Genomic DNA, 24306 nt, shown 5'->3' with positions numbered 1-24306 from the left:
CTAACCAGTAAGAAAAAATGAAATAAAACTGCAATAAATCCTTCCACCCTATCAAAGAGCTATCAACTTTTCAGGTGGTGGCTCTTTTTCTTAATATAAATTAAATAAATGAGATGACCACATGAATACTGTCAGTTTAGCTTTAGCTAGGGAAGCAGGAAACAGAATATATCCTTAATCTACTGAATAAAAATCGAAGTAGTTTATTAATTTATCTAGTGACAACTTGATGGTTGAAGATACATTGAATCGTTTTAAGCCATTTGTACACGATTCTTATATTGTCACTCTAAGTAAGTATCGGGAATATGTGAATGGTCTTGGCAACAAGGTTGTATATTAGGATGACAGAAAAGAATCCTCCAAATCAGTTTTAAATGCAATTAGTGGCATTGTTATGGATTACAACCCGAAAGACACAATCAGTATCTAACGCCAACTAACTATTATATAAATGTAGACGAGCATTTTAAAAAGTCCATTGATGAAGCTGTTGCAGGAGCATTGATTAATAAAGGGTATTACTGGAAAATAACCATTTATGCTTATTCATTAAAGAGTATGCTTCAATATTACATGCTGGTCCTTGGGAACGTTCTTGTTAGTTAACGTTTGATATTGTTTGTACTTAAAAATTTCATCAAAAAAGGTACTGAAGCTTTACATTTCTACAGGTACAAAAAAACACGGAAATCCCCGTGTTTTATCTATTTTAAATATTGGTTTATTTCCTCTGTGGTTTGAAATTCATCTACTTGCTTGATAAGTGACCCCAATGTGCTTATTTCTTGTTGGTGCAGTTTATTCTTCCAGTCTTCAGGAATTGGAGTTGAAAACTTTGTAATTAGTTCAACGGTTGTGTTAGCTAAAGCTGATCTGTCTTCCGCTTTGCCTTCATTCCGAAAAATCTCTGCTAAACTCGTTTCATTGCCAGTTCACTCCCATCTCGATAAGTGTTCCCTATATGGTGGATTATATCATAATAATGCTTCTTTGTAAGTTGACGGTTGACGCGGGGACCATCATACTTGTTTGCCATTAAATTCATTCAAATTACATATTTGATTATTTCTAAAAACTCTCATTTGCGCTATAATGGATACGGATACATAGTGAGTAATTTATAAGCGTCAGATCATCTCGGATATTAAGAATCTTCATTCAGGAGGCAAATATGATGAATACACAGGAGCAATTAAAGAAAGCAGTCGGCGAAAAAGCGGCGACCTTCGTGAAGGATGGAATGAAAGTCGGTTTAGGTTCAGGTTCCACGGTATATTGGCTTGTTCGCGCTTTAGGTGAAAGAATTGAGCAGGAAGGCATTCAAATAGAAGGAATTCCATCTTCTATTCAGACCGGTGCATGGGCAAAGGAATTCGGCGTTCCTCTGACTAATTTTGCGGAAACAAAGGAATTGGATGTAACCATTGACGGCTCAGATGAAGTGGATCCGGATTTTCAATTAATCAAGGGCGGCGGTGCAGCGTTATTTAGAGAGAAAATCATTGCGCAGGCTGCCGAGAAGTTAATTATTATCGTGGACGAGTCAAAAATGGTTGACCATTTAGGAGCGTATGCTTTGCCGGTAGAAATCCTGCCGTTTGCCTGGGAACGTACAGCTCATGAAATAGAGAAGCTTGACTGTGTGCCGGTGCTTCGTTTGAAGGATGGAGAGCCGCTTGTCACCGATAATGGAAATTATATTGTAGACTGTCCGTTTGAAAGGATAGAGGATCCAGCTGACTTAGACCGGAAAATACAGGCGATTGCAGGTGTGGTGGAAACTGGTCTGTTCATTGATATGGCGGATACTGTCATCATCGGAAGCTCAGAGGGTGTAACGATAAAAGATAAATAAATTTGCAAATGAAGGATCATCGTGAAGATGGTCTTTTTATTTTGGCGGAAAGTATGAAATGAAACTTGAACACCATCATAACAATCCATTTTTCTAACCAAACATTCCTCTGGTTATGCACGAACTTGGCCGGCATAGCATAGGCTAATGTGGAACTGGAGACATTGCCAGAGAGGATGAGGCCATTTGTGTGGAATTACCGGATTCATTAGCTGGGATAAACGTGCGAGGGACGAGAGAGACACATTAGAAAAGATGGCAGCTACATTGTCTTTGCGCGGTCCAGATGCAACGGATTATTGGCTGGATGGTCACGTAGGATTTGGCCATACCCGTCTTTCTGTTATTGATTTAGAGGGCGGCAGACAGCCAATGACCAAAGAGGCGGAACATAAGCAATACGTTATTTGTTATAACGGAGAGCTTTATAATACAGAGGAATTACGGAAAAGCCTGATGCAACGGGGGTATACATTTACGACATCCTCGGATACAGAGGTCCTGTTAACAAGTTATATGGAATGGAAGGAAGACTGTGTGGACCACTTAAACGGTATTTTTGCGTTTGCTATTTGGGATAATGCGGCGGAGAAGCTGTTTATTGCACGTGACCGTTTAGGGGTAAAGCCGTTTTTTTACAGTGAAAAAGGAAAAACGTTTGTGTTCGGTTCCGAAATAAAAGCGCTTCTTGCGCATCCGCAGGTAACAACAAAAATTGATCGGACCGGGCTCTCGGAGGTCTTTGGTTTGGGGCCTTCCAGAACACCGGGGCATGGGTTGTTTAAAGATGTCAATGAATTAAGAGCCGGGCATGCGATGGCTGTTTCGAGAGAAGGAATAAAGGTCTGGCGTTATTGGAATTTAGAAAGTAAAGAGCATAAGGATTCCTTAGAAGAGACAGCAGAAAAAGTACGGACGCTGTTTATCGATTCCGTTCAAAGGCAGCTTGTAGCAGATGTACCTGTGGCTACCTTCCTGTCAGGCGGTTTAGATTCCAGTGCAATTACAGCCATAGCGGCAAATCACTACAAAGAAAAAGGACTGGGCGCTTTATCGACCTTCTCCCTCGATTACCAAGGTAATAAAAAGCATTTTCAGGAGAGTAAATTTCAGCCTTCCAGTGATCAGCAATGGATTGAAAAAATGGTGGAAGCTTTCTCAACAGATCATCATGAAGAAGTGATTACAGGGATGGAGCTTGCTTCCCTGCTGAAAGAAGCGGTCGAAGTGAGAGACCAGCCGGGGCAGGCAGATATTGATTCCTCCTTATTATGGTGCTGCCAGCAAATGAAGAAGCATACAACCGTGGCTTTGTCTGGAGAGTGTGCAGATGAAATATTCGGCGGGTACCCTTGGTTCCATGATCCGACGGCCGTGGGAGACAGCTTTCCATGGATTCGGTCTTTAGATGGAAGAGTTGAATTATTGCATGATGATTGGCAGAGCAAATTACAAATTGCAGATTATGTGCAGGACAGATATCAAACGACAATAGATGAAACGCCTCGCCTCGATGGAGAAAGCAAGGTAGATGCAAGGCGCAGGGAATTGTTTTATTTAAATATGCAGTGGTTTATGTCCCAGCTTCTGGACAGAAAAGATCGAATGAGCATGGGTGCAGGGCTGGAAGTGCGTGTTCCATATGCAGATCATCATCTTGTGGAATATGTCTGGAATATTCCCTGGGAAATGAAAATGGCGAATGGCAGGGAGAAAGGGATCTTACGAAAGGCGATGGAAGGCGTTCTGCCGCAAGAGGTGCTTTACCGGAAGAAGAGCCCTTATCCAAGGACATTTCAGCCGGAATATACGGAGCAGGTGTCGCAGTGGATGCGGAAGATTTTAACCGACTCCGAAGCAAGGATCTTTGAGTTTTTGAAGAAGGATAAGGTAGAGAAAATTGTAGAAAGCACGGGGAAAGAGTTCAAGGATCCGTGGTATGGTCAGCTGATGAGAGGGCCGCAGTTAATTGCTCATCTCTGCCAGATTGATTATTGGTTACGGAAATATGATATTGAAGTCAGTGAATAGGCTATGCGGTTGATATAGCAAAAAAAGTGTAGGAAGCAGATTTTTTATGATACCTCTGTTTCCTATGCTTCTTCTTTTTTGGAAGCCTGTACCATGATGTTCAAAATAATATCAAAAAAGTGTGAAAAAGCTGTATTGACGTGAAATTTGTCGAATGATAAGATATTATCATGCTTTAACACTTTAACATGTTGAAAAGGAGCGTTCAGAATCCATTATGTTTTTTAAAGAGCAATATCAGCTGATAAAAGACGTGGCAGAGGATATTTATTACCACCCGGAATTAGGCTATAAAGAACAGCGGACAAAAGAGAATATCATCCGCTTTTTAAAGGAAGTTGATCCAGATGTGGACATCGAGCATTTCAGTACGACAGGATTCAAGACGACATTAGGGCCCGAAGAAGGGGATACACATATTGCGTTTATTGCTGAGCTGGATGCAGTGTATGCACCATCACATATGTACGCTGATAAAGAGACAGGAGCGGCTCATAACTGTGGACACTATACGCAAGTGGGCATCGCACTGGCAATCTATCGTTATTACGTGAAGACGAATGCCAGCAAGAATTGGAAAAATAAAATAAGTTTTATCTTTGTCCCAGCAGAAGAGTATTTAGATTTGGCTTATCGTGATGCATTGATTGAACAGGGAACGATCACGCATTATGGCGGCAAGCCGGAATTGATGAAGCTGGGTGTTTTTGATGATATCGATTTAGCTATTTGCGTACATGCCATTGGCGGCGAGTTTGATAACCGGACAGTGAATGTGAATTGCGATTTAGCTGGTTTTCTTTATAAAAAGTATACCTTTAAAGGAAAAGCAACGCATGCCGGTTTTGATCCGTTTTCCAGCAAGAATGCCTACAGCATGTCCACGGTTTTCAATACTGCAGTCGGTTTAATGAGACAGCAGCTGGATGAGAAGGAGCATGTTCGTATTAATCCTATTGTAATGGGCTCCGATATGTCGACCAATGTGGTTCCGAATGAAATCACAGTTGGCACCGATCTCCGGACAAAAACCGTGGATTATTTAAAAGAAGCGGCAGCCAAACTGGATGATGCAGCTAAGGGAAGCGCGATTGCCCTGCAGGGGGACGTGGGAACACATACACAAATGGGGTACCTTCCGTTTATTCAGAACAGATACCTTTCCACCTTTGTACAAGCTGTTTTTGATAATTTTTCGGAAATTGATGAAATCGATAACGAGAGCTTTATTAGTGCGGCTGGGGATATTGGTGATTTATCGTATATGATTCCATGTATCCAAATCGGCTACAGCGGCTTTACAGGAACGATTCATGGTGATGATTTCATTGATGTGGATCCGGAATTTATTTATAGCATTTTCCCGGAATTTGTTGCGGAAGTATTAGAAAATATAGATGAAAATGTGGACAAGGAAAAATTGTACAAACGTTCTTATTCGGAATATCTTTCGGTGATTAATCAGATTGTGGATGGTTCCAACTAGTTGCGTTTAAAAGGATGTTCAAAAGGCCTAATAAAAGGGGCTTTTTAAACACGTACTTTAAGAATTGGGGAATAGATATGGTGAAAAATTTTGTTTATTTTGTATTGTTTGTCCTGGCAGTTATTGCGGCAGCTGAGCTGATTGGTATTCAATCGTTTACAATCGGTTCAATGACCATTTCGATGCTTCCATTAGTTTTTGCGATTGCCATTGCGATGATCCTTGCTCTGCCGTTTTTGCGGAAAGGTATTCTGAAAAAGATATACAGTAAGAAGAATGTTGATTTTGCAAGCAAATATTTAATTTTTATTATGCTTCCATTAATGGCTCGGTACGGGTCCGATGTTGCTCCGCAGATCAGAGAGATTCTGCAGGTCGGCTGGGTGTTTATTATTCAGGAGATTGGTAATCTGGGAACAGTTCTTTTCGGACTGCCAATTGCTATATTGATAGGCTTGCGCCGCGAAGCAATTGGAGCCACCTTAGGATTAGGAAGGGAAGGAGAGCTTGCGTATATTTCCGAAAAGTATACATTGGAATCTCCGGAAGGGCGGGGAGTTATCTCGCTTTATGTCATCGGTACGTTATTCGGGACGATGTTCTTTAGTATATTTGCACCGATTTTGCTTGATTTCGGTATTCGTGTTGAGGCACTTGCGATGGCTTCTGGAGTAGGTTCAGGAAGCATGATGAGTGCGGCATCTGCCACGCTGGTAGCAAGAGTTCCTGAAATGGAAAACACCATTTTAGCCTATGCTTCCGCCAGTCAGCTGTTAACCAGCTTTATCGGTACATTTACGATGGTATTCCTTGCCGCTCCGTTACAGCAGGTTGTATATAAGTTCTTAGTTAGAGGTGACAAAAAATGAACCCGACCATGCGCCGTTATATCCGATATGCGTTCGTACTTTTATTAAGTGTAGCATTGATTTTATTTGCACAAGAAATCAAGCTGATTAAAAACCCGGATTCGACACCAATTACATCCATGACCTTTGTCGGGTTAGGAATCCTTTGGTTATTTTCATTTATGGGTGTGATTATTGCTGATCTTATGAAATTAGTTCCAATCAAAGTCATCCGTGATTTTCCTATTTTAGGCTGGGTATCAATTACATCTTTAACGATGTGCCTGATTTCAGATTTTTTCGTTGAAGCAATCCAGTCTGTAGACTTTCTTGCGATTACAACACCAATTTTGACGGTTGCCGGTATTTCCGTAGCCAACCGGCTTGTTGATTTGCGGAGAACCTCCTGGAAAATTGCGATTGTTGCTGTCTTTGTATTTGCAGGAACGTATCTGTGCAGTGCCTTATTAGCACAGCTTGGACTGTTTTTCGCAGGTAATTAAATTTGATTTGAAAAGACTTTTCCTATGAATGGCAGGAAGAGTCTTTTTTTAGATGGATAGATTAGCAAGAACGCTTACAGATTCCAGAACAAGTATGATAGACTTAAAGAAAGGGGATAGAGTCTTTCATATTCCGTGTTTTTTTGATGGGATATCCGGTTTTTCTTGCCGGTCAGACGATAACAAAATAGTCCTTGAAAGGATGAGCAGATGGAGCAGATACATCAAAAATTTAATCCTTATGCAATTGCAAGAGAATCCATATACGCAAAAAAAGGGATGGTTGCGACGAGCCAGCCTTTGGCAGCGGAGGCGGGGTTAGAAATTTTGAAAAAAGGCGGCAATGCCATTGATGCTGCGATTGCGACAGCGGCCTGTTTAACAGTGGTAGAGCCGACATCCAATGGAATTGGCGGAGATGCGTTTGCCCTTGTATGGACAAAAGGAGAGCTGCATGGTTTGAATGGCAGCGGAAGGTCTCCTGAACATATTTCCATAGAGGCAGTCAAAGAAAAAGGATATGATACGATTCCTCCATTCGGGTGGATACCTGTAACGGTGCCTGGTGTACCTAAAGCATGGGCAGAGTTGTCCAGACGATTTGGCAAATTGTCTTTAAAAGAAACGCTGCAGCCGGCTATTGAATATGCCCGGGAAGGCTTTCCGGTATCGCCAATATTAGCACGCTTCTGGAAGAAAGCCTATCAAATGTATCAAAAGGAAGAGGGCTATGATTTTGCTGCCTGGTTTGAAACCTTTGCACCTGACGGCAGAGCTCCTAAAGTGGGGGAAATCTGGAAATCAGCTGATCATGCAGCGACGTTAGAAGCGATTGCAGAAACGGATGCCGCTTCTTTTTATGAAGGAGAGCTGGCTGACAAAATTGCCCGGGCCTCTGAGGAAGCCGGCGGTTTTTTAACAAAGACGGATTTAGAAAAGCATGAAACAGAATGGGTAGCTCCGATAAAGGTCAATTACCGGGGGTATGATGTTTGGGAGATTCCTCCGAACGGGCAGGGAATCATTGCGCTGAAAGCGTTGAATATTTTAAAAGGCTATTCGATGACAGCCAAGGAATCGGTAGATACATATCATAAGCAAATGGAAGCGATGAAGCTGGCTTTTGAAGACGGGAAGCGGCATATTACCGAGGAAATCCAAATGCGCTATACAACGAAGCAGCTCTTGAGTGAGGAATATGCGGCTTCGAGAAGGGCATTGATTGGCGAGGAAGCGATTCTTCCTAATGCAGGAGACCCTGCTGGCAGCGGAACAGTTTATTTAGCAACAGCAGATGAAGAAGGGAATATGGTTTCCTTTATCCAGAGTAATTATAAGGGCTTTGGTTCAGGAGTAGTGATTCCCGGAACAGGGATTGCGATGCAAAATCGAGGATGGGATTTCTCTATGGATGAGACGCACGTCAATGTGCTGGCAGGCGGGAAAAGAACCTATCATACGATTATTCCCGGTTTTATTACAAAGAACAATGTAGCAATTGGCCCATTCGGCGTGATGGGAGGGTTTATGCAGCCGCAGGGACATGTTCAGGTTGTGATGAATACGATTGATTTTGGACTTCATCCGCAGGCTGCTTTGGATGCACCGAGATGGCAATGGTTGAAAGAGAAAAGGATAGAGGTAGAGCATCGATTTCCGTATACGATTGCTCAAGAATTGCGTCAAAAAGGACATGATATACACATACAGCTGGAGCCGAACAGCTTCGGACGCGGGCAAATCATCTGGCGCAACCCGGAAACCGGCGTGCTCTCTGGAGGAACCGAGTCCAGAACAGACGGGCATATCGCTGTATGGTAGAACAGGCTTGAAAATGAGATAAAGAAGGATTGTTATATTCATGAAAAAGCAATGGGATATTTTTATCGCTTTCTTCCGGATAGGAATGCTGGGCTTTGGCGGCGGGCCGGCCTCGATCCCGCTTATGCGGAAGGAAGCTGTCGAGAAGTATAAATGGATGGATGAGGACGAATTTACTGATATGTTATCCATCAGCAATACCCTGCCTGGACCGATAGCCACCAAGCTGGCAGGCTATATCGGCTATCGTGTCTCCGGCTGGATTGGTATGCTGAATGCGTTGGTTGCTTCTGTGATTCCAACGGTTTTATTAGTTATTATTTTATTAAGAACGCTATCAGAGGTCCGCGAATTTGATTGGGTGAAGGGCATGACTGCAGCGGTGGTAGCTGTTGTCGGGATGATGATGGCTGTTCTGACGTGGCAGTTCCTTCATAAAGCGGGAAAAGGTCTCGGCTGGATACGTGCGATTATCATGATTGCGGTGATATTTGTAGTGCTAAATTACCTGCATATTCATCCGGGCATTGTGATTGGCTTTCTCTTAATTATCGCTTTTGCTCTTCCGGTGAAAAAGAAGGAGAAAGAAGGTGAACGCTCATGATTTTATGGGATATTTTTGTTGCTTTCTTTATTCCGGGAATCATCGGCTATGGAGGCGGTCCTGCTTCGATAACCCTGGTCGAAAATGAGGTCGTGCGTAATTATGGGTGGATGTCTGTGCAGGAATTTGGAGAGGTGCTGGCCTTTGCCAATTCACTGCCCGGACCGATAGCCACCAAAATGGCAGGATACGTCGGCTATGAACTAGGCGGTGTGGCAGGCTCCATTGTCGGAATCTTTGCCACGGTTGCCCCTTCGTTGATTTTAATGATTTTACTGGGCGGCATTTTACTCAAATATAAAAAATCCGAACGCGTCCATCGGCTGACGGTATTTGTCCAGCCAGTTATTGCAGTGCTGCTGGGTGTGATTGCCTGGAATTTCTGGACAGAAGCATATATCAGTATTGGACTGCTGCAAACAGCCATTATTGTTGTTATCAGTTTTTATCTGATAGAAATAAAACAGGTGCATCCGGCATTTATTATTGCTGGAGCCATGTTATATGGCGGCTTTTTCTTGTGAAATTGCTTGGTCAAAAAAAATGAAGAACATGATAATTTGTTGAGGCTTACCAGAGACATTTTGTTAGAGAGGATATATTTTACCTGTCTGGCAGATGTCTCTTTTTTCCCATTTAACGCTATATCGCATCTCTTCTTCTATCCAAGCATGACAATTCTCTAATATTGTTTTGGCAACAAACACGTGACAAAGTTGCATTTTGATTAAGTTGTTTTCCCTAGAGGACACGGCATAAAATAAAGATAAGAAATGAATTCAAAAGGGAAAGGAGTTTAACAATATGTCAACACAAAACGGTGGATTACGTGCAAAAGTACAAAAATTTGGAAGTAACCTCAGTGGAATGATTATGCCGAACATCGGTGCTTTTATTGCTTGGGGGTTAATTACAGCTTTATTTATTCCGGATGGCTGGATTCCAAATGAAACGATGGCTAGCTTAGTTGATCCAATGATTAAATATTTATTGCCATTATTGATTGGTTTCACAGGCGGACGTATGGTCTATGATTTCCGTGGAGGAGTTGTAGGTGCCATTGCGACAATGGGGGTTATTGTCGGAGCAGAACAGCCAATGTTCCTTGGAGCGATGGTAATGGGCCCGTTAGCCGGTTATCTGATGAAGAAAGTGGATGATCTATTTCAGGCAAAAATTCGCCAGGGCTTTGAAATGTTATATAATAATTTCTCATCTGGGATTTTAGCCGCTATCCTTGCGATGATTGCTGTAGCTGGAATTGGACCAATCGTTTCTGGCTTAACAAATGCTTTAGGAAGAGGTGTTGAAGCTATTGTCAGTGCGGGTTTATTACCGTTAACCAGTATTATTCTCGAACCTGCCAAGACACTATTTTTAAATAACGCGATTAACCACGGTATTCTGACACCGCTTGGATCAGAACAGTCATTAGAAACAGGAAAATCTATTCTGTTCCTTCTTGAAGCGAATCCTGGACCTGGTCTAGGAATATTACTTGCTTTTGCTTTCTTTGGAAAAGGCGTATCCAAAGCATCTGCGCCAGGGGCAGCAATTATTCAGTTCTTAGGTGGTATTCATGAAATTTATTTCCCTTATATCTTAATGAAGCCTACGTTAATTATTGCAGCCATTTTTGGTGGTATGTCAGGAATATTTACACTTCAATTATTTGATGCAGGGTTGAGAGCTGCTGCCTCACCAGGAAGTATTTTCGCTGTTATATTCATGACACCTGCTAACAGTTATGTCGGAGTTATTTTAAGTGTTATTATAGCAACTGCCGTTTCCTTTGGTATTGCTTCCCTTATCCTGAAGACTTCAAAAGGCGGGGAAGAGGATCTTACCGCTTCTACTGAAAAGATGGAAGCAATGAAAGGAAAGAAAAGCAGTGTCAGCAGTTCTCTGACAGGAGAAAAGGAAGAAGCGGATATCGAAACACCTGTGAAGGACCCAACAGAAGTGAATAAAATTATTTTTGCATGTGATGCCGGAATGGGCTCCAGTGCAATGGGAGCTTCCTTATTAAAGAATAAATTCAAGAAAAACGATATTGCCATCGATGTAACCAATAAAGCAATAAATGAAATCCCGGATGATGCGGATATTATCATTACGCAAAAAACACTGACAGACAGGGCGAAAGCAAAACGTCCGAATGCAGAGCATATTTCTGTCGATAATTTCTTAAACAGCCCGCGCTACGATGAATTGGTCGAACGATTAAAGGATTGATGTGTTCTGTGCAGTTATAATAAAGTAATAGCCTTCTCTATTAAGGGAAGGCTATCTGCGGAAGGGAGGTGAATGGCAATGTATCTTACTAGTCGTGAACGAAATATCCTGTCTTTTTTACTATCGGATGAAGAAGACAAAACAGTAAAACAAGTAGCGGATAAACTGAACGTCAGTACCAGAACCATTCACCGTGAACTAAAGAAATTAGAGGATGTATTAGCGGCTTATCAACTGACTTTTTATAAAAAGGCAGGTTCTGGAATTAGGATTAACGGAAAGTTGCAGCAGAAGCAGCAATTAAAAGAACAGGTTGCACTGCTGGACGGGGTCGAATTATCGGAAGAAGAAAGACAATCTATTTTATTGAATACATTGATTCAAGTTCATGAGCCGATTAAATTATTTACCCTTTCCAGTGAATTGAATGTGACGATCGCTACAATTTCTCAGGATTTGGATGACATTGAGAAGCGTATCCAGACTTTTGATTTAGAGCTTGTCCGGAAAAAAGGATATGGCGTAGAAATTCAAGGGGATGAAGTGAAAAAACGGGCTGTATTAAGTAATTTAATCTCCCGTCATATTGATTTATTTGAATTTGTGGAGAAAATCAAAGCAAAAAATAAGGAAGAAAAAGCAAAGGGTGAAACAATTTCTGACCGGTTATTAGGTCTCGTTGACCCGCTGAAATTAGAGAAAATAGAAGAGCAGGTGCAGGCAATCGGCAGGGAGCTTCCTTATCATTTGGCAGACAGTGCGTATGTCGGGCTGGTTGTTCATTTGGCGCTTGCGATTGAAAGACTGCAAAAAGGAGATACCATCCATTTTGATGAGGGGTATAAACAGGAGATTCAGGGGAAGCAGGAATACCACATTGCAGCTAAATTAATTGAAAAACTGGAGACTGCTTTTTCCATCGAGATTCCGGAGGACGAGATTGGCTATATTACGATGCATTTAATGGGAGCAAAGCTTAGAGAAAATCAATCCTATTTGCTGGAAGAGGCCAGTATGGATCTGGCACATCGGGTGAAGGAGCTCATTCGCAAAGCAGGAGAAGAGCTGCAGATTGATTTATCGGCAAATAACCGCTTTTTAAACGATTTAACCACGCATTTAAAGCCAGCTATCTATCGAATGAAACAGCAGATGAATATTCATAATCCGATGCTGGCAGAAATCAAACGGGATTATATGGAGCTTTTCGAAATAATTGAAGCATGTACTGCATCTGTCTTTCCGGAGTTGCAGATTCCGGAAGAAGAAATTGCTTATATTGTCCTGCATTTTGCAGCGACACTTCTGCAGACCGAGGAGCGTCAAGATGTACGTGTTCTGGTTATTTGTTCCACAGGGATTGGGACATCAAAAATGCTGGCCACCAAATTAGAACGTAAATTTCCAGAAATAGAGCTGGCCAGGCACCAATCCATTTTTGATTTAAAGCAAGAGGAGTTTTTAGAATATGATGTCATTGTTTCGACCGTTCTTTTAGAAAATTTGAATCAAAGCTATGTGCACATTTCACCGATGCTGACAGAGGACGAGGCTGCCAAAGTGAAGACAGCCATCCGAAAAGCAGCATTAACACGGCCTTCATCATCAGTGAAAACAAATAAGATGATGGAAGGAGATTTTCTAGTAAACCTTCAAGAAATGCATCGTTATTCAGACACCATTTTACAGGTGTTAAACCGGTTTAAATTATTTCATCTGAAAGAAGGGAAGCGGCGTTTCTTGGCATCTATTTGTCTTCAATTACAGCAGCACGGCCTGATTGAAAATCAAAAAATTCTGTTTGAAAAATTGACCAAGAGAGAAGCTCAGGGCGGTTTAGGGATTCCTGATTCAAAGCTTGCTTTATTTCATACCAGATCAGATACGATTAACGGGCCGGGATTCTATGTTTTTCAATTACCTAAGAAGGAAGAAGTAGAGGCAATGGACGGAACAAAGATGGATGTATCACGTATTTTGATCATGCTTGCTCCGGAAGCCGTGCATCCGGAAGCATTAGATATTTTAAGCTTTATCAGCGGTTTGATTATTCAGGATGATACGTATCTGAAGCTGCTTCAGGAAGCAGAAGAAAAAGAAATTAAGCAAGCTTTGACAAAGCAGTTTCAATTATTTATTCAGGAAAAGTTTTACCAAGAGGAAAACCGTTAATTAAGATAAGTAGTTACTTTATCCAAGTTTTAAAAAAGGAGTGCATATCCATGACAAAAGAAATTTTAAGCGCAGAGAATATTGAATTAGGTGTACAGCTCGCATCTAAGGAGGAAGCGGTTCGTTACGTTGGCGGCATTTTATTAAATAATGGTTATGTGAAAGAAAGCTATATTGATAAGATGCTGGAGCGTGAAGCGATTGCAACGACATTTATGGGAAATGCATTAGCTATTCCGCACGGGACAGAAGATGCGAAAAAAGAAGTTTTAGCAACCGGACTGTCAGTTGTCACGGTTCCAGACGGCGTTGATTTTGGCGATGGAAATATCGTAAAACTGTTGATTGGTATTGCGGGAAAAGGGGATGAGCATTTAGAAATATTATCGCAGATTGCTATTATCTGCTCAGAAGAAGAGAATGTGGAGAAATTGACACAGGCAGCTACTAAGGAGGAAATTATAGCAACCCTTAATGAGGTGAATGACTGATGAAGGCGGTTCACTTCGGTGCAGGAAATATCGGCAGGGGCTTTATTGGACTTTTACTGGATCAGTCAGGGTACGAGGTTACCTTTGTAGATGTTAACGATGAAATTATCTCAAGCATTAATCAACACAAATCATACCAGGTTCATTTTGCAGATGAAACAAGTGATGCGGTCACTGTAGAACATATTTCTGGTATTAACAGTATAGAAGACCCGAAGGCTGTGACGAATGCTATCATCGATGCGGATATCGTTACAACCGCTGTCGGGCCGAATATTTTGCCTGTCATCGCAAAAGCGATTGCCAAAGGACTTGTGGAAAGAATCGATATTCACCGCGAGCCGCTTGCCATCATTGCCTGCGAAAATATGATTGGCGGCAGTACGTTATTAAAGGAATATGTTTACCAGGAAATCAGTGAAACAGATCAGGAAGGCTTTGACGATTTATTTGGTTTTCCAGATGCGGCAGTAGATAGAATAGTACCGAATCAAACAAATGCGAATTTGCTGGATGTTCGTGTGGAGCCTTATTATGAATGGGTCGTGGAGAAGACATTTATTCAAGGCGAGCTACCTGATATTAAAGGAATCACCTATGTTGAAGAACTTGGGCCATATATTGAGCGCAAGCTGTTCACTGTCAATACCGGGCATGCAGCGACAGCTTATTTGGGAAGCTGCCATGGATATGAAACCATTGATGAAGCACTACAGGGTGAAGCGGTGATGGATACCTTAAACGGCGTATTACAGGAGACTGGCCAGGCTTTAATAGAAGCCTATGGATTTGACGCCAAAGCGCATGCAGACTATATCCAAAAAATCATCGGCCGATTCCAAAACCCGCATATTTCCGATGAAGTTACCCGTGTGGGCAGAGGACCGGTTCGCAAGCTGGGGCCGAAAGACAGATTTGTACGACCGGCAAGTATGTATTTGGAATATACATCTGCTGCGCCGACATATTTAGCCAAAGCGATGGCAGCTGCTTTACGGTTTCAAAATAAAAGCGATGAAGAAGCAGTGAAGCTTCAAAGAATGATTCAAAAAAAAGGGCCGGCGGCAGCTTTTGCAGAGGTAAGCGGATTAGAACAGAATCATCCGATTACGGAAGCGGTCATGCTGGAGTATGAGAAGCTGCGCTAAATGATATATTAGCTAGATAGAAAAAGCATGGAAATACTGCCTTTCCATGCTTTTTCGTTAACCTATTTCACCAGACCAAGCTTTTTCAATCCGTTAAAAATACCTGAATCTGTCACTGATGTTGTTTGAAAGTCCGCATATTCCACTAATCTGGAATCGGCATTTCCCATGGCAATGCCTGTGCCGACAAACTGGAGCATTTCTTTATCATTCATTCCGTCTCCAAAAGCAATTACCTCAGAAGGAGAGATATTCAGATGCTCCAGCATGTGTTTAATAGCAATCCCTTTATTGACAGAAGTCCGAAGCACATCATAGGATTCACTCGCATGAGGCACGTTGACCTTGGAGAGGTGGTAATCCTCGGTGATTTCAAAGTCCTTTACCTGCTCTTCTGTCACATTAATTGCGGAAGCTGAAACAATTTTATCTGCGACATCCGGTCTGAAGATTTTATTTTGATGCAGCTGGAATACGTTATTGAAATCCTTCACATACGGATTCGTTAGAGAAGTGAAGTAATTATTTTCGGTTGTGTAGAGCACCAGCTCACTTTCACTTTGACCGGCAATGGATACCATTTTCTCTACATCCTCTTGTTTCATCGGTGCGTTAAAAATAACATCTCCTTGATGAAGCGCGTAGGCGCCATTATAGGTAACCGTGGAGGTGATCTCAAAATTAGAGGCTAAATTTTGGATATCCACAAACGGTCTGCCTGTGCATAAAAACACATCTAACCCAGCAGATTTTACTTGCCGGATTGCTTCTTGCGTGGACGGCGTGTAGGTGTGGTCCGGCTGCAGGATGGTTCCGTCAATATCTAAAAATAATGCGCGATAAGTCATTGTAATCTCCTTTTCTCCTTAAAACTACTCCTATTTTATCATAATGTCAGGGCAAAACCCAGCAGACAAAAAAAGAGAGAAGCCTTCTTTATCAGCTTCTCACCTAAATGTGTTATAGCGCCTGATCGTCAACCTGATCAAGCCAATCTTCAATAAAATCAACCGCCGCTTCGACCGTTCCTTCTTCAAAAGGAGACGCTAAACCGGCAGATTGAACAAGCTCTAAAAATGGCTTGGAGCCGCCGAGTTTGCACAGGTCCAGATAGTCCTGCCATGCTTTTTCCCGATTTTCCTGTGATTTCTTTAAAAATTGAAAGGCACAGATTTGTGCGAGCGTATAATCGATATAATAAAACGGATCCTCATAGATATGCCCCTGCTTCTGCCAGAAAGCACCTGATTCTAAGCTTTCTATTCCATTGTAATCGCGATGCGGCAGGTATTTCTTCTCCAGATTGCGCCAAGCCTGATTACGCTCCTCTGATGTCCAGTCTGGATTTTTATAAACAAGGTGCTGGAATTCATCTACTGCAACGCCATATGGCAGAAATTGAATCGCGTCAGAGAGATGTGCATACTTATATTTGTCCACATCCTCTTGAAAGAAATTTTCCATCCACGGATAGGTGAAAAATTCCATGCTCATGGAGTGAATTTCAGCAGATTCGCTTGTCGGAAAATAATATTCCGGCACAGAAAAATGACGGCTGGAATAAGCTTGAAAAGCATGTCCTGCTTCATGCGTCAAGACATCGATATCTCCAGAGGTTCCATTAAAATTAGAGAAAATAAACGGAGACTGATAATCTTCTATATACGTACAATATCCGCCGCTCTCCTTGCCTTTTTTTGCCTCTAAATCCAGCAGCTCGCGGTCCAGCATAAACTGAAAGAATGCACTGGTTTCCTCTGATAATTCATCATACATTTGCTTGCCATTTTTAATAATCCAATCTGGATTGCCCTTCGGAGCGGCATTTCCAGAAGCGAAAACAAAGGCTTCATCATAGAATTTCAAGGAATCTACACCAATTCGTTTAGCCTGTTTTTCATAAAGCTTTGTGGCAATCGGTACAATGACTTCCTCCACTTGTTTGCGGTAACGCTGGACCATTTCTGCGTTATAATCAACACGCTGCATGCGAAGATAGCCAACATCAACAAAGTTTTTGAAACCTAGCTTTTCCGCAATTTGTTGACGTGTTTTCACTAAATCGTCATAGAGGCGATCCAGCTTTTTTTTATTGTCTGCAAAAAAGCTTTGTCTGGCCTCCAATGCTTCTTTTCGGGTTTGGCGGTCCGGGTCCTCTGCAAATGGGCCGAGCTGTGCCAGCGTATATGATTCACCCCGGAATTCAATGTCTGCAGATGCAATTAATTTGGAGTAAGCAGAGGTCAGCTTATTTTCTGTCTGCAGCAGTGGAATGATTTCTTTCGAGAAAGCCTTGATTTCGCATTCCGCCAAATCAAATAATTGGGAACCATACTTATCTCGAAGCTGGGCTTCGTAAGGAGATTTCAGGAGTTCTTTATAAAATGCGGTAGATAATTCCTGAATTTCCGGAAGATGCGCATCAAAAAAATCCCGTTCTTTGTGATAAAATGCATCGCGGGTATCGATGGAAGCACGGATGAATACAAGGTTATACATGGTTGAAAGGTGATTCCGAATCGCGTTAATGGTATCAATAGCAGTGATTGCCTGCTCCATGGAAGCAGCGTTTTGGAATTGCTCCAGCTTTTGATAAAAATCCTCTTTCACTTTCGGGAGATCCGGTCGTTCATAGGCGTAATTTGCGAACGTTTGCATATTTCCTCCTCCTTATATTCATATCATAGAAATATATACCAATTATAAGTATACCTCCATTTATGGGAATTGTATTCTATTTTTGCACTTTAAGTATAAAGAATTAAAGGAATAAAGTATAAGTGCAGTGCTTTTGATGGGACGAGTAATCGCAGTCCGAGTCCTAGCTAAAGCATTTGTGAATGTCATGTTTTCTTTAGAAGAAAAAGTGCTATCTTGGGTCCCCTGCATGTTACCCGTCTATTTATTCGAATAATTTCAAAATACATATTGCATATTTAATCATTTTAGTGCATATTTATTATATATTATTTTTCATCAGAAAGTTTCTTACGACAACTATAGATTAGTATATTTTAAGATATTAACTCAATTTTCGCACCTAAGAATAAGCAAATATATATTGCTATTCCAAGATGAACATGTTCTTCATTACCATGCTTGCATTTTGGTGAAATATCCGGCCTTTTTGGAATTGATGATGGTGCATAGCTCCGCTCCGGCCAACCACTCCGCTTTCCGACGTACAAATGTTTTCGATGGGACGAGTAATCGCAGTCCCAGGACGTACTAGTGCAGACGTTGCAACAACTCTTTTCGATGGGGTGAGTAATCGCAACCCCAGGACGTTGCGCTTTTAGTCTGCCATGGGGACGGCTTCAGCTAACTTGAAAAGAAAACCGCTTTTCAAGTGGATCTTCAGCTCGCCCTGTTCTCATAGGAGTCTGCGTGGTTGGCCTGCGCTCTGATAGGATTCTACAGCGAATGAAAGAAATAAGATTTTAATGAGCTGAATGAAATAGCAGCTTTCGTCTGAACAACCCAATCATGACAGTATGGATATGAAATACAGGGAATCGCTTCGATGCACAGAAAGGAATCTTGGCGGAACATGTTACCATGCAGACTGAAAAAGATGTTCTATCTGATTAAACATCTATTTGGTGAGTTGTTTTTTCACGTATAGAACATCTTACTAGCGGAGGCGGACCGTTTTGACTCCTGAGGGATCAGCACCATCTGAAGATCCACTTTTGCCAAGTGCTCTTCTTGGCAAAAGTTAGCTGAAGAGCGTGCCCCTAGGGAAGCTAAATGGTCGCCGCAGCGGTGCTTTACACTTCACCTTCTATAATCTTTATCAAGGGTGTTAGCGAAGGAACAATCAACTCCTGTTTCTATGGAAATGAAGTTACTTTTTAATGTGCGAAAGTTGAGATTTTAAATAAAAGGGGCAGTACATAAAAATGAAAAATTTACTGAAAGATAAGGAATATATTTTAGAAAATATGCCTGAAGGTTTTTATACATGTTCGAAAAGCCTGGGAATCAAAGATGAAACGCTGGATTTCACGGTTATCTTATCAACAGAGCTGGCAAATGCGGCTGCCATGTTTACACAAAGCAGATTTTGCGGAGCGCCTATTCCTATTGGAAAGCAAAATGTTGCGAATGGAAAATTACAATGCTTTGCGATCAATAGTAAAAATGCAAACGTAGCGACAGGAGAAGAAGGCATAAAAAATGTGATCGAGTTAAACGAATTAATTGCTGCGGAATTAGACATCGCTCCAGAGGATATTTTACCTTCATCGACAGGAGTGATAGGGTACCAGCTGCCAATGGATAAGATGCGGGCAGGCATAAAAAATCTTAAAAATAATCTGGTGGAAGGCGGATTAGATAAATCGGCGGAAGCAATAATGACAACAGACACCTATCCCAAACTAAAAATGTGCAAAATCGGTGATGCTACCCTGGTTGGAATGGCGAAGGGCTCTGGAATGATAGAGCCGAATATGGCTACGATGCTTTCTTATTTTGTTACAGATGCAGCTATTTCTGCAGATGAGCTGGAGAAATTATTGAAGGAAGCGGTCAATCAATCATTTAATATGGTCAGTATTGATACGGATACGAGTACAAGTGATACGGTAGCAATTATGGCAAACGGGGTTGCTGGAAAGGTAGATTTACAAGCATTCAAAGAAGCTCTGACGGCAATGAGTATCGATCTGGCTAAAGAAATTGCCCGTGATGGAGAAGGAGCAACCAAGCTGGTGGAGGTAACTGTAAATGAAGCTTCCAGTTTTCTGCAAGCGAAGAAGATAGGGAAAAGCATTGTTAATTCGCCACTTGTGAAAACGGCTATTTTTGGAGAAGACGCCAATTGGGGGCGTATCGCCATGGCAATCGGAAAATGTGAAGATGAAATAGAAGTGGATCTGGAAAAGATAGCAATTTATTTTGGAGATACCTTAATTTATCAAGGAAAACCGATTGGCGATAAGGAGAACCTGGACCAAATTCAATCCTATCTGGAGAATCCGGAAATAAAGATAACGGTGTCTTTAGCGCTGGGGACAGATCAGGCTACTGTCTGGGGATGCGATCTGTCTTATGATTATGTGCGGATTAATGGCGAATATACAACCTGATACCTTTTCAATATTCCTCCTTGTGCAGATGAGATGAATATTGACTTTCTTATTCTTCAATTGTAGACTAAAAGTAGTGTAATTAATTAATGGCGGGGTGAGGAAATGGTAGAAGCGGTTATCACATTTGGAGCTATTTTAACAGCGATTACAGCACTTATCAGTATTTTTCTCGTTAGAATGACTTCCAAAGAATCCCATGCTGGTTATTATCCAAATCTATTCTTGGCACTTGTGGGAATTTTATTGATTCTTGTAGCATCAATCGCACCAAAAGTTGATTTTGCAGGAGCTGGATTTGGCGGAATCGGAATTGCCTGTATGTTTGCGGGAGCAATTGGGTTCATTATATCAGCAGTTTTAGATTCTTACAAAAATACAGCAGCATAAAAATAAAAGCAATGTCTGTACGAAAAAGCAGACATTGCTTTTATTTTTATGACTGGATTATTCCACTTTAATGATTTGTTCATTTTCCTGTTTGATTTGTCCCCGCTTTAATAATGTTCCTACTGCACGTTTAAAAGCAGATTTACTGATTTGAAACGTGGCCCGGATTTCTTCGGGGTCGCTTTTATCATGAAAAGGGATGGCGCCGTTATTCGCTTCCAGATGCTTTAAAATAGCATCTGCATCATCGGATAAACTATCCTGCTTCAGCGGGCGGAGAGAGACATTAATGGAGCCGTCTTCTTTCACGGCAATCACTCTACCTTCAATCACCTGTCCGACGCGAGGTTCCATTTTTCGCTCTGTTCGATGGATAAAACCGCGATAGCCTTCACTGGTGATAATCGCTGCCCCTTCTTTATTCGTATAATAAACTGTGCCAATAACCGTTTGCTGGTTCAGTTGTTCCGGTGCGGCAAAAACATTATTCGCAATAATGTTTTCAGAAGCAGGCACACCTAACAGGCGTCCTTTTTTATCAAGCTGCAGCGTGATATATAAACGGTCTCCGGAGCGCGGCCAGCTTTCCTGAAATAAAGGCAGGGAGTCTTTGGAGACAAGAATATCCTTCGAGGTGCCGATGTTGACGAAAACACCTAAACGGGGAAGAACACCCACAACCTCCGCCCAGTCATATAATCCAAGTGTGACAGAGGGCAAATATGTAGTGGCATTTACCTGTCCTTTTTTATTTACATAGAGGAAGACATCCACAGATTGATCCAGCTCTAAGGCGGATTGTGCTTCGTTATGATGAAGCAGCACTTCTTCTCCATAAGCAGATAAAACATATCCGGTATCTATTTTTCGTAAAACGGTCATGGCTATAATGGAACCGATTGGCAAGTCTGTCGGCATATTAGATGCTCCTTTCAAAAATATGTGAAATTTGGAAAAGGGATACTCTCTTTAAAGAGTACCCCTTTATGATTAAAGTAACACGTGATATCAAAATTAATTTTAAGTTGGAACATAAAATTCAGGAGAAATTAAATCCATTCCTAAATCATATGATTCGTTTATTTGTCCTGACTCAGTTAGATTTGCTGAGCCATATATCCGTATAACGCTTACGGAATGTCCGCGGTAAATATTCTAAAATCATCTTTTCTAACTTAAGCAATGCAGCCCCAAACCTTCTGCTGCATCCTTGCGGCCCCTTAGCCGCGCCAGTGTGAATAAGCATTTACAAAAAGCTTCACAGAATGCCAAATCACAACTGTTACTTCTTAACTTTACTAGTATGTACTTTTTCTTTCGATTTGTCAACTTTTTTTAGTTTGTGAGGATTTTCTTAAGGAATGGTAACCAAATAGATGCTTTATTTTGAAGGGTATTTACAGCTGATGACAGTTTGGCATAAAAATAGAGTTGACGCCATATGATACACTTGAATTAATTGAAAAAAAGCGTGGAGATGTACATATGTTATTATTTATTGAAGTTATTTTACCGATTATGGCTGTTTTTGCAACTGGGTTTATCCTGCAGCGTATCCGTGTGCTGGATGTGCGGTCGGTGTCTGCTGTCTGTTTATATATCCTTTCACCGGCGCTGGTATTTGTAACATTGTATGATGCAGAATTTGATTCTGGATTTTTAGTGATTCTCATTTATATGTTTGCCTTATTTTATATCATGGTATTTATTAATAAAATGCTGGCAAAAATCTTTGGCTGGGATGGAAATAAAGAGAGTGCTGCCATTCTTTCAACCGGCTTTATGAATTCGGGGAATTATGGTCTGCCGGTAGTTTTATATAGTATCGGCAATGCAGCAGTACCTTATGCCATTTTTATCATGGTAGTTCAATCCCTGCAGAATAATTTCTTCGGCATTTACTATGCGTCCAGAAGTACGAGTGGGATGCGGAGAGCATTTATGAATATCTTAAAAATGCCGACAACCTATGCGGCGATATTAGCCTTTTTCTTTTCGCTGCAATCTATTACAATACCAGATTATATCCATTCTACAATTGAAATGGTCGGAGACGCCGCTATTCCGGTGATGATGATTATGCTCGGTATGCAGCTGGGATCATTAACGGCATTAAAGATAGATTGGCAGGTTGTGCTTTCTTCCGTTACCTTAAAAATGATTGCTGCACCGATTCTGGCAGCCATCTTTGTCTGGCTTGTGCCGATGGACCCGTTGATCGGGACGGTGTTGATTATTATTTCTGCCATGCCGACAGCTGCAACAACCACGATGTATGCCATTGAATTTGATACGGAGCCGGAGCTTGTATCGACGATTACGTTTATCTCGACGGTGGTCAGTATTGTTACGATTACGATTCTATTAAATATAGTTGCTTAGAAATAAGAGTAAACATGTTTGTTGATTTAATTTAAAAAATGATTTTGCTTTATAAAAAGGATAGTGTCTGACTGATTTTAATTGAGTTAGACACTATCCTTTCTTATTTATCTAGTAAAAAGGCTGTTTTAATAAAAGAAATGAATTAAAAAAGAGAAAAAATCCATTTTATTTTTAAAAAATGGTGGAAATATTCATTTTAATTGTTATAATAATTTTATAACTTATCAATCAACATATATTCCTTTTTCTCATTGTGAATATTTCGATATACTATATAACCAAGGGGATAATAATAAAAGTATACTTCATAAGTATTGTATCGTTTGGAGGATATCGAAAAAGGAGAGGATACGAAATTGAATAAACAGAAAGAATTTCATAATGAAGTTCAATTTATAGCTAAAATATCAAGCTATCAGAATGCATTTACAAAATCGGAAAAAAAAGTATCAGATTTTGTACAGGCAAATATGGAATCAACCATATATATGACTGTAACGGAATTAGCAGAACGTATTGGCGTGGGAGAAACAACAGTTTTACGTTTTTGCAGAAAAATGGGGTTTAAAGGGTACCAATCTTTTAAAATGGCTGTTACAAAAGAAGTTGCGAAGTCTTCCTATGATGTTTTTGATGAAGCCAAAAAAGAAGAGTTTAATGAAGCAGATGAGGTACAGTTTATCGTTCAAAAAACACTGGCTAATAATGTTCAGTCTTTAAAAGAGACAGCGAGTATCCTCGATATCAAGGAATTAGAAAAAGCCATTCAGTATATTATCACAAGTAAACGAATCGTCTTTTATGGGGTGGGGGTATCCGGGAATACAGCTGCAGATGCCAGAGATAAATTTATTCGAATTGGACAATCCACCGAAGCATTTGTTGACTCTCATATTCAAGCAATGTCTGCAACAACACTAACAGAGGAAGATATGGCAATAGGCATTTCTGTAAGCGGTAGCACAAAGGATACCGTCGATGCTTTAAAGATTGCTAAGGAAAAAGGAGCAAAAATTTTATCCATTACTCATTTTACTCGTTCACCAATTACGAAATTATCAGACGTTGTTCTATTAACTGGTGGAAGAGAAACTGCCCTCCAAGGCGGATCGATGTCTGCAAAAATTGCACAATTATTTGTGATTGATATATTGTGTAATGGTGTTGCCGGAAAATTAAAAGATGAAGCACTTCAATTTAAAGAAGCGACAGCAAAAGCGGTAGCTGATAAAGCTTATTAA

Annotated in this window: 19 protein-coding genes; 16 read left to right on the top strand and 3 right to left on the bottom strand. The window is 41.0% G+C overall.

Going from position 1 to position 24306, the window contains the following annotated elements; all coding sequences use genetic code 11:
* The first annotated feature begins 1177 nt into the window (after window positions 1-1177).
* The 12 genes from rpiA to ACW0TQ_RS14830 all read left to right on the top strand — a co-directional run bounded on the left by rpiA (window position 1178) and on the right by ACW0TQ_RS14830 (window position 15197).
* Window positions 1178-1858, top strand: a complete 681-nt coding sequence (gene rpiA, locus ACW0TQ_RS14885; RefSeq protein ID WP_042530051.1) for a ribose-5-phosphate isomerase RpiA — start codon at window positions 1178-1180, stop codon at window positions 1856-1858.
* Window positions 1859-2044: 186 nt separating this feature from the next.
* Window positions 2045-3889, top strand: coding sequence for an asparagine synthase (glutamine-hydrolyzing) (gene asnB / locus ACW0TQ_RS14880; protein ID WP_212928343.1), 1845 nt, complete (start codon window positions 2045-2047; stop codon window positions 3887-3889).
* Window positions 3890-4106: 217 nt separating this feature from the next.
* The gene (locus ACW0TQ_RS14875) at window positions 4107-5375 is read left to right on the top strand and encodes a M20/M25/M40 family metallo-hydrolase (RefSeq protein ID WP_212928342.1); all 1269 of its coding nucleotides are present in this window, start codon (window positions 4107-4109) and stop codon (window positions 5373-5375) included.
* 77 nt (window positions 5376-5452) lie between these two features.
* Window positions 5453-6244, top strand: coding sequence for a DUF3100 domain-containing protein (locus tag ACW0TQ_RS14870; RefSeq protein ID WP_042530057.1), 792 nt, complete (start codon window positions 5453-5455; stop codon window positions 6242-6244).
* A complete protein-coding gene (locus ACW0TQ_RS14865; protein WP_042530059.1) occupies window positions 6241-6726 on the top strand; it encodes a DUF751 domain-containing protein in 486 nt (161 codons plus the stop codon). The genes ACW0TQ_RS14870 and ACW0TQ_RS14865 overlap by 4 nt, the downstream gene beginning before the upstream one ends.
* 210 nt (window positions 6727-6936) lie before the next feature.
* The gene (locus tag ACW0TQ_RS14860) at window positions 6937-8547 is read left to right on the top strand and encodes a gamma-glutamyltransferase family protein (RefSeq protein ID WP_425313005.1); all 1611 of its coding nucleotides are present in this window, start codon (window positions 6937-6939) and stop codon (window positions 8545-8547) included.
* A 40-nt stretch (window positions 8548-8587) separates the two neighbouring features.
* Complete coding sequence (locus ACW0TQ_RS14855) at window positions 8588-9151, top strand: chromate transporter (protein ID WP_193065509.1); 564 nt, start codon at window positions 8588-8590, stop codon at window positions 9149-9151.
* The gene (locus tag ACW0TQ_RS14850) at window positions 9148-9675 is read left to right on the top strand and encodes a chromate transporter (protein WP_193065510.1); all 528 of its coding nucleotides are present in this window, start codon (window positions 9148-9150) and stop codon (window positions 9673-9675) included. Before ACW0TQ_RS14855 ends, ACW0TQ_RS14850 begins: the two co-directional genes overlap by 4 nt.
* A 280-nt stretch (window positions 9676-9955) precedes the next feature.
* The gene (locus ACW0TQ_RS14845; protein WP_256705016.1) at window positions 9956-11386 is read left to right on the top strand and encodes a PTS mannitol transporter subunit IIBC; all 1431 of its coding nucleotides are present in this window, start codon (window positions 9956-9958) and stop codon (window positions 11384-11386) included.
* A gap of 78 nt (window positions 11387-11464) precedes the next feature.
* Window positions 11465-13558, top strand: coding sequence for a BglG family transcription antiterminator (locus tag ACW0TQ_RS14840; RefSeq protein WP_212928339.1), 2094 nt, complete (start codon window positions 11465-11467; stop codon window positions 13556-13558).
* A gap of 50 nt (window positions 13559-13608) precedes the next feature.
* Window positions 13609-14049 carry a PTS mannitol transporter subunit IIA gene (locus ACW0TQ_RS14835; protein WP_042530067.1) on the top strand — a complete coding sequence of 147 codons (441 nt, stop codon included), beginning with the start codon at window positions 13609-13611 and terminating at the stop codon, window positions 14047-14049.
* Complete coding sequence (locus tag ACW0TQ_RS14830) at window positions 14049-15197, top strand: mannitol-1-phosphate 5-dehydrogenase (RefSeq protein ID WP_455725798.1); 1149 nt, start codon at window positions 14049-14051, stop codon at window positions 15195-15197. The genes ACW0TQ_RS14835 and ACW0TQ_RS14830 overlap by 1 nt, the downstream gene beginning before the upstream one ends.
* 62 nt (window positions 15198-15259) lie before the next feature.
* Here the strand turns inward: ACW0TQ_RS14830 and ACW0TQ_RS14825 are convergent, their stop codons facing one another.
* Together ACW0TQ_RS14825 and ACW0TQ_RS14820 are read right to left on the bottom strand one after the other, a co-directional pair.
* Window positions 15260-16045, bottom strand: a complete 786-nt coding sequence (locus ACW0TQ_RS14825) for a Cof-type HAD-IIB family hydrolase (protein ID WP_042530071.1) — start codon at window positions 16043-16045, stop codon at window positions 15260-15262.
* 112 nt (window positions 16046-16157) lie between these two features.
* The gene (locus tag ACW0TQ_RS14820) at window positions 16158-17855 is read right to left on the bottom strand and encodes a M3 family oligoendopeptidase (RefSeq protein ID WP_455725797.1); all 1698 of its coding nucleotides are present in this window, start codon (window positions 17853-17855) and stop codon (window positions 16158-16160) included.
* A 1244-nt stretch (window positions 17856-19099) separates the two neighbouring features.
* Here ACW0TQ_RS14820 and argJ point away from each other — a divergent pair.
* The gene (gene argJ / locus ACW0TQ_RS14815; protein ID WP_256705013.1) at window positions 19100-20290 is read left to right on the top strand and encodes a bifunctional glutamate N-acetyltransferase/amino-acid acetyltransferase ArgJ; all 1191 of its coding nucleotides are present in this window, start codon (window positions 19100-19102) and stop codon (window positions 20288-20290) included.
* Window positions 20291-20395: 105 nt separating this feature from the next.
* Window positions 20396-20680 carry a hypothetical protein gene (locus ACW0TQ_RS14810; RefSeq protein WP_042530077.1) on the top strand — a complete coding sequence of 95 codons (285 nt, stop codon included), beginning with the start codon at window positions 20396-20398 and terminating at the stop codon, window positions 20678-20680.
* 57 nt (window positions 20681-20737) lie between these two features.
* On the opposite strand, the gene ACW0TQ_RS14805 is transcribed toward ACW0TQ_RS14810, so the two are convergent.
* Entirely contained in the window at window positions 20738-21598 is an 861-nt protein-coding gene (locus ACW0TQ_RS14805) for a CvfB family protein (protein WP_042530079.1), read from the bottom strand.
* 567 nt (window positions 21599-22165) lie between these two features.
* On the opposite strand from ACW0TQ_RS14805, the gene ACW0TQ_RS14800 reads away from it, so the two are divergent.
* Together ACW0TQ_RS14800 and ACW0TQ_RS14795 are read left to right on the top strand one after the other, a co-directional pair.
* Window positions 22166-23062 (top strand): AEC family transporter, encoded by an 897-nt coding sequence (locus tag ACW0TQ_RS14800; protein WP_256705012.1) that lies wholly within the window; start codon window positions 22166-22168, stop codon window positions 23060-23062.
* Window positions 23063-23421: 359 nt separating this feature from the next.
* Window positions 23422-24306 carry a MurR/RpiR family transcriptional regulator gene (locus tag ACW0TQ_RS14795; RefSeq protein WP_256705011.1) on the top strand — a complete coding sequence of 295 codons (885 nt, stop codon included), beginning with the start codon at window positions 23422-23424 and terminating at the stop codon, window positions 24304-24306.

It is taken from the genome of Oceanobacillus sp. M60, from assembly GCF_053839645.1.
The sequence above is the reverse complement of the archived record's forward strand: the minus strand, read 5'-3'. Positions and strand labels throughout refer to the sequence as shown.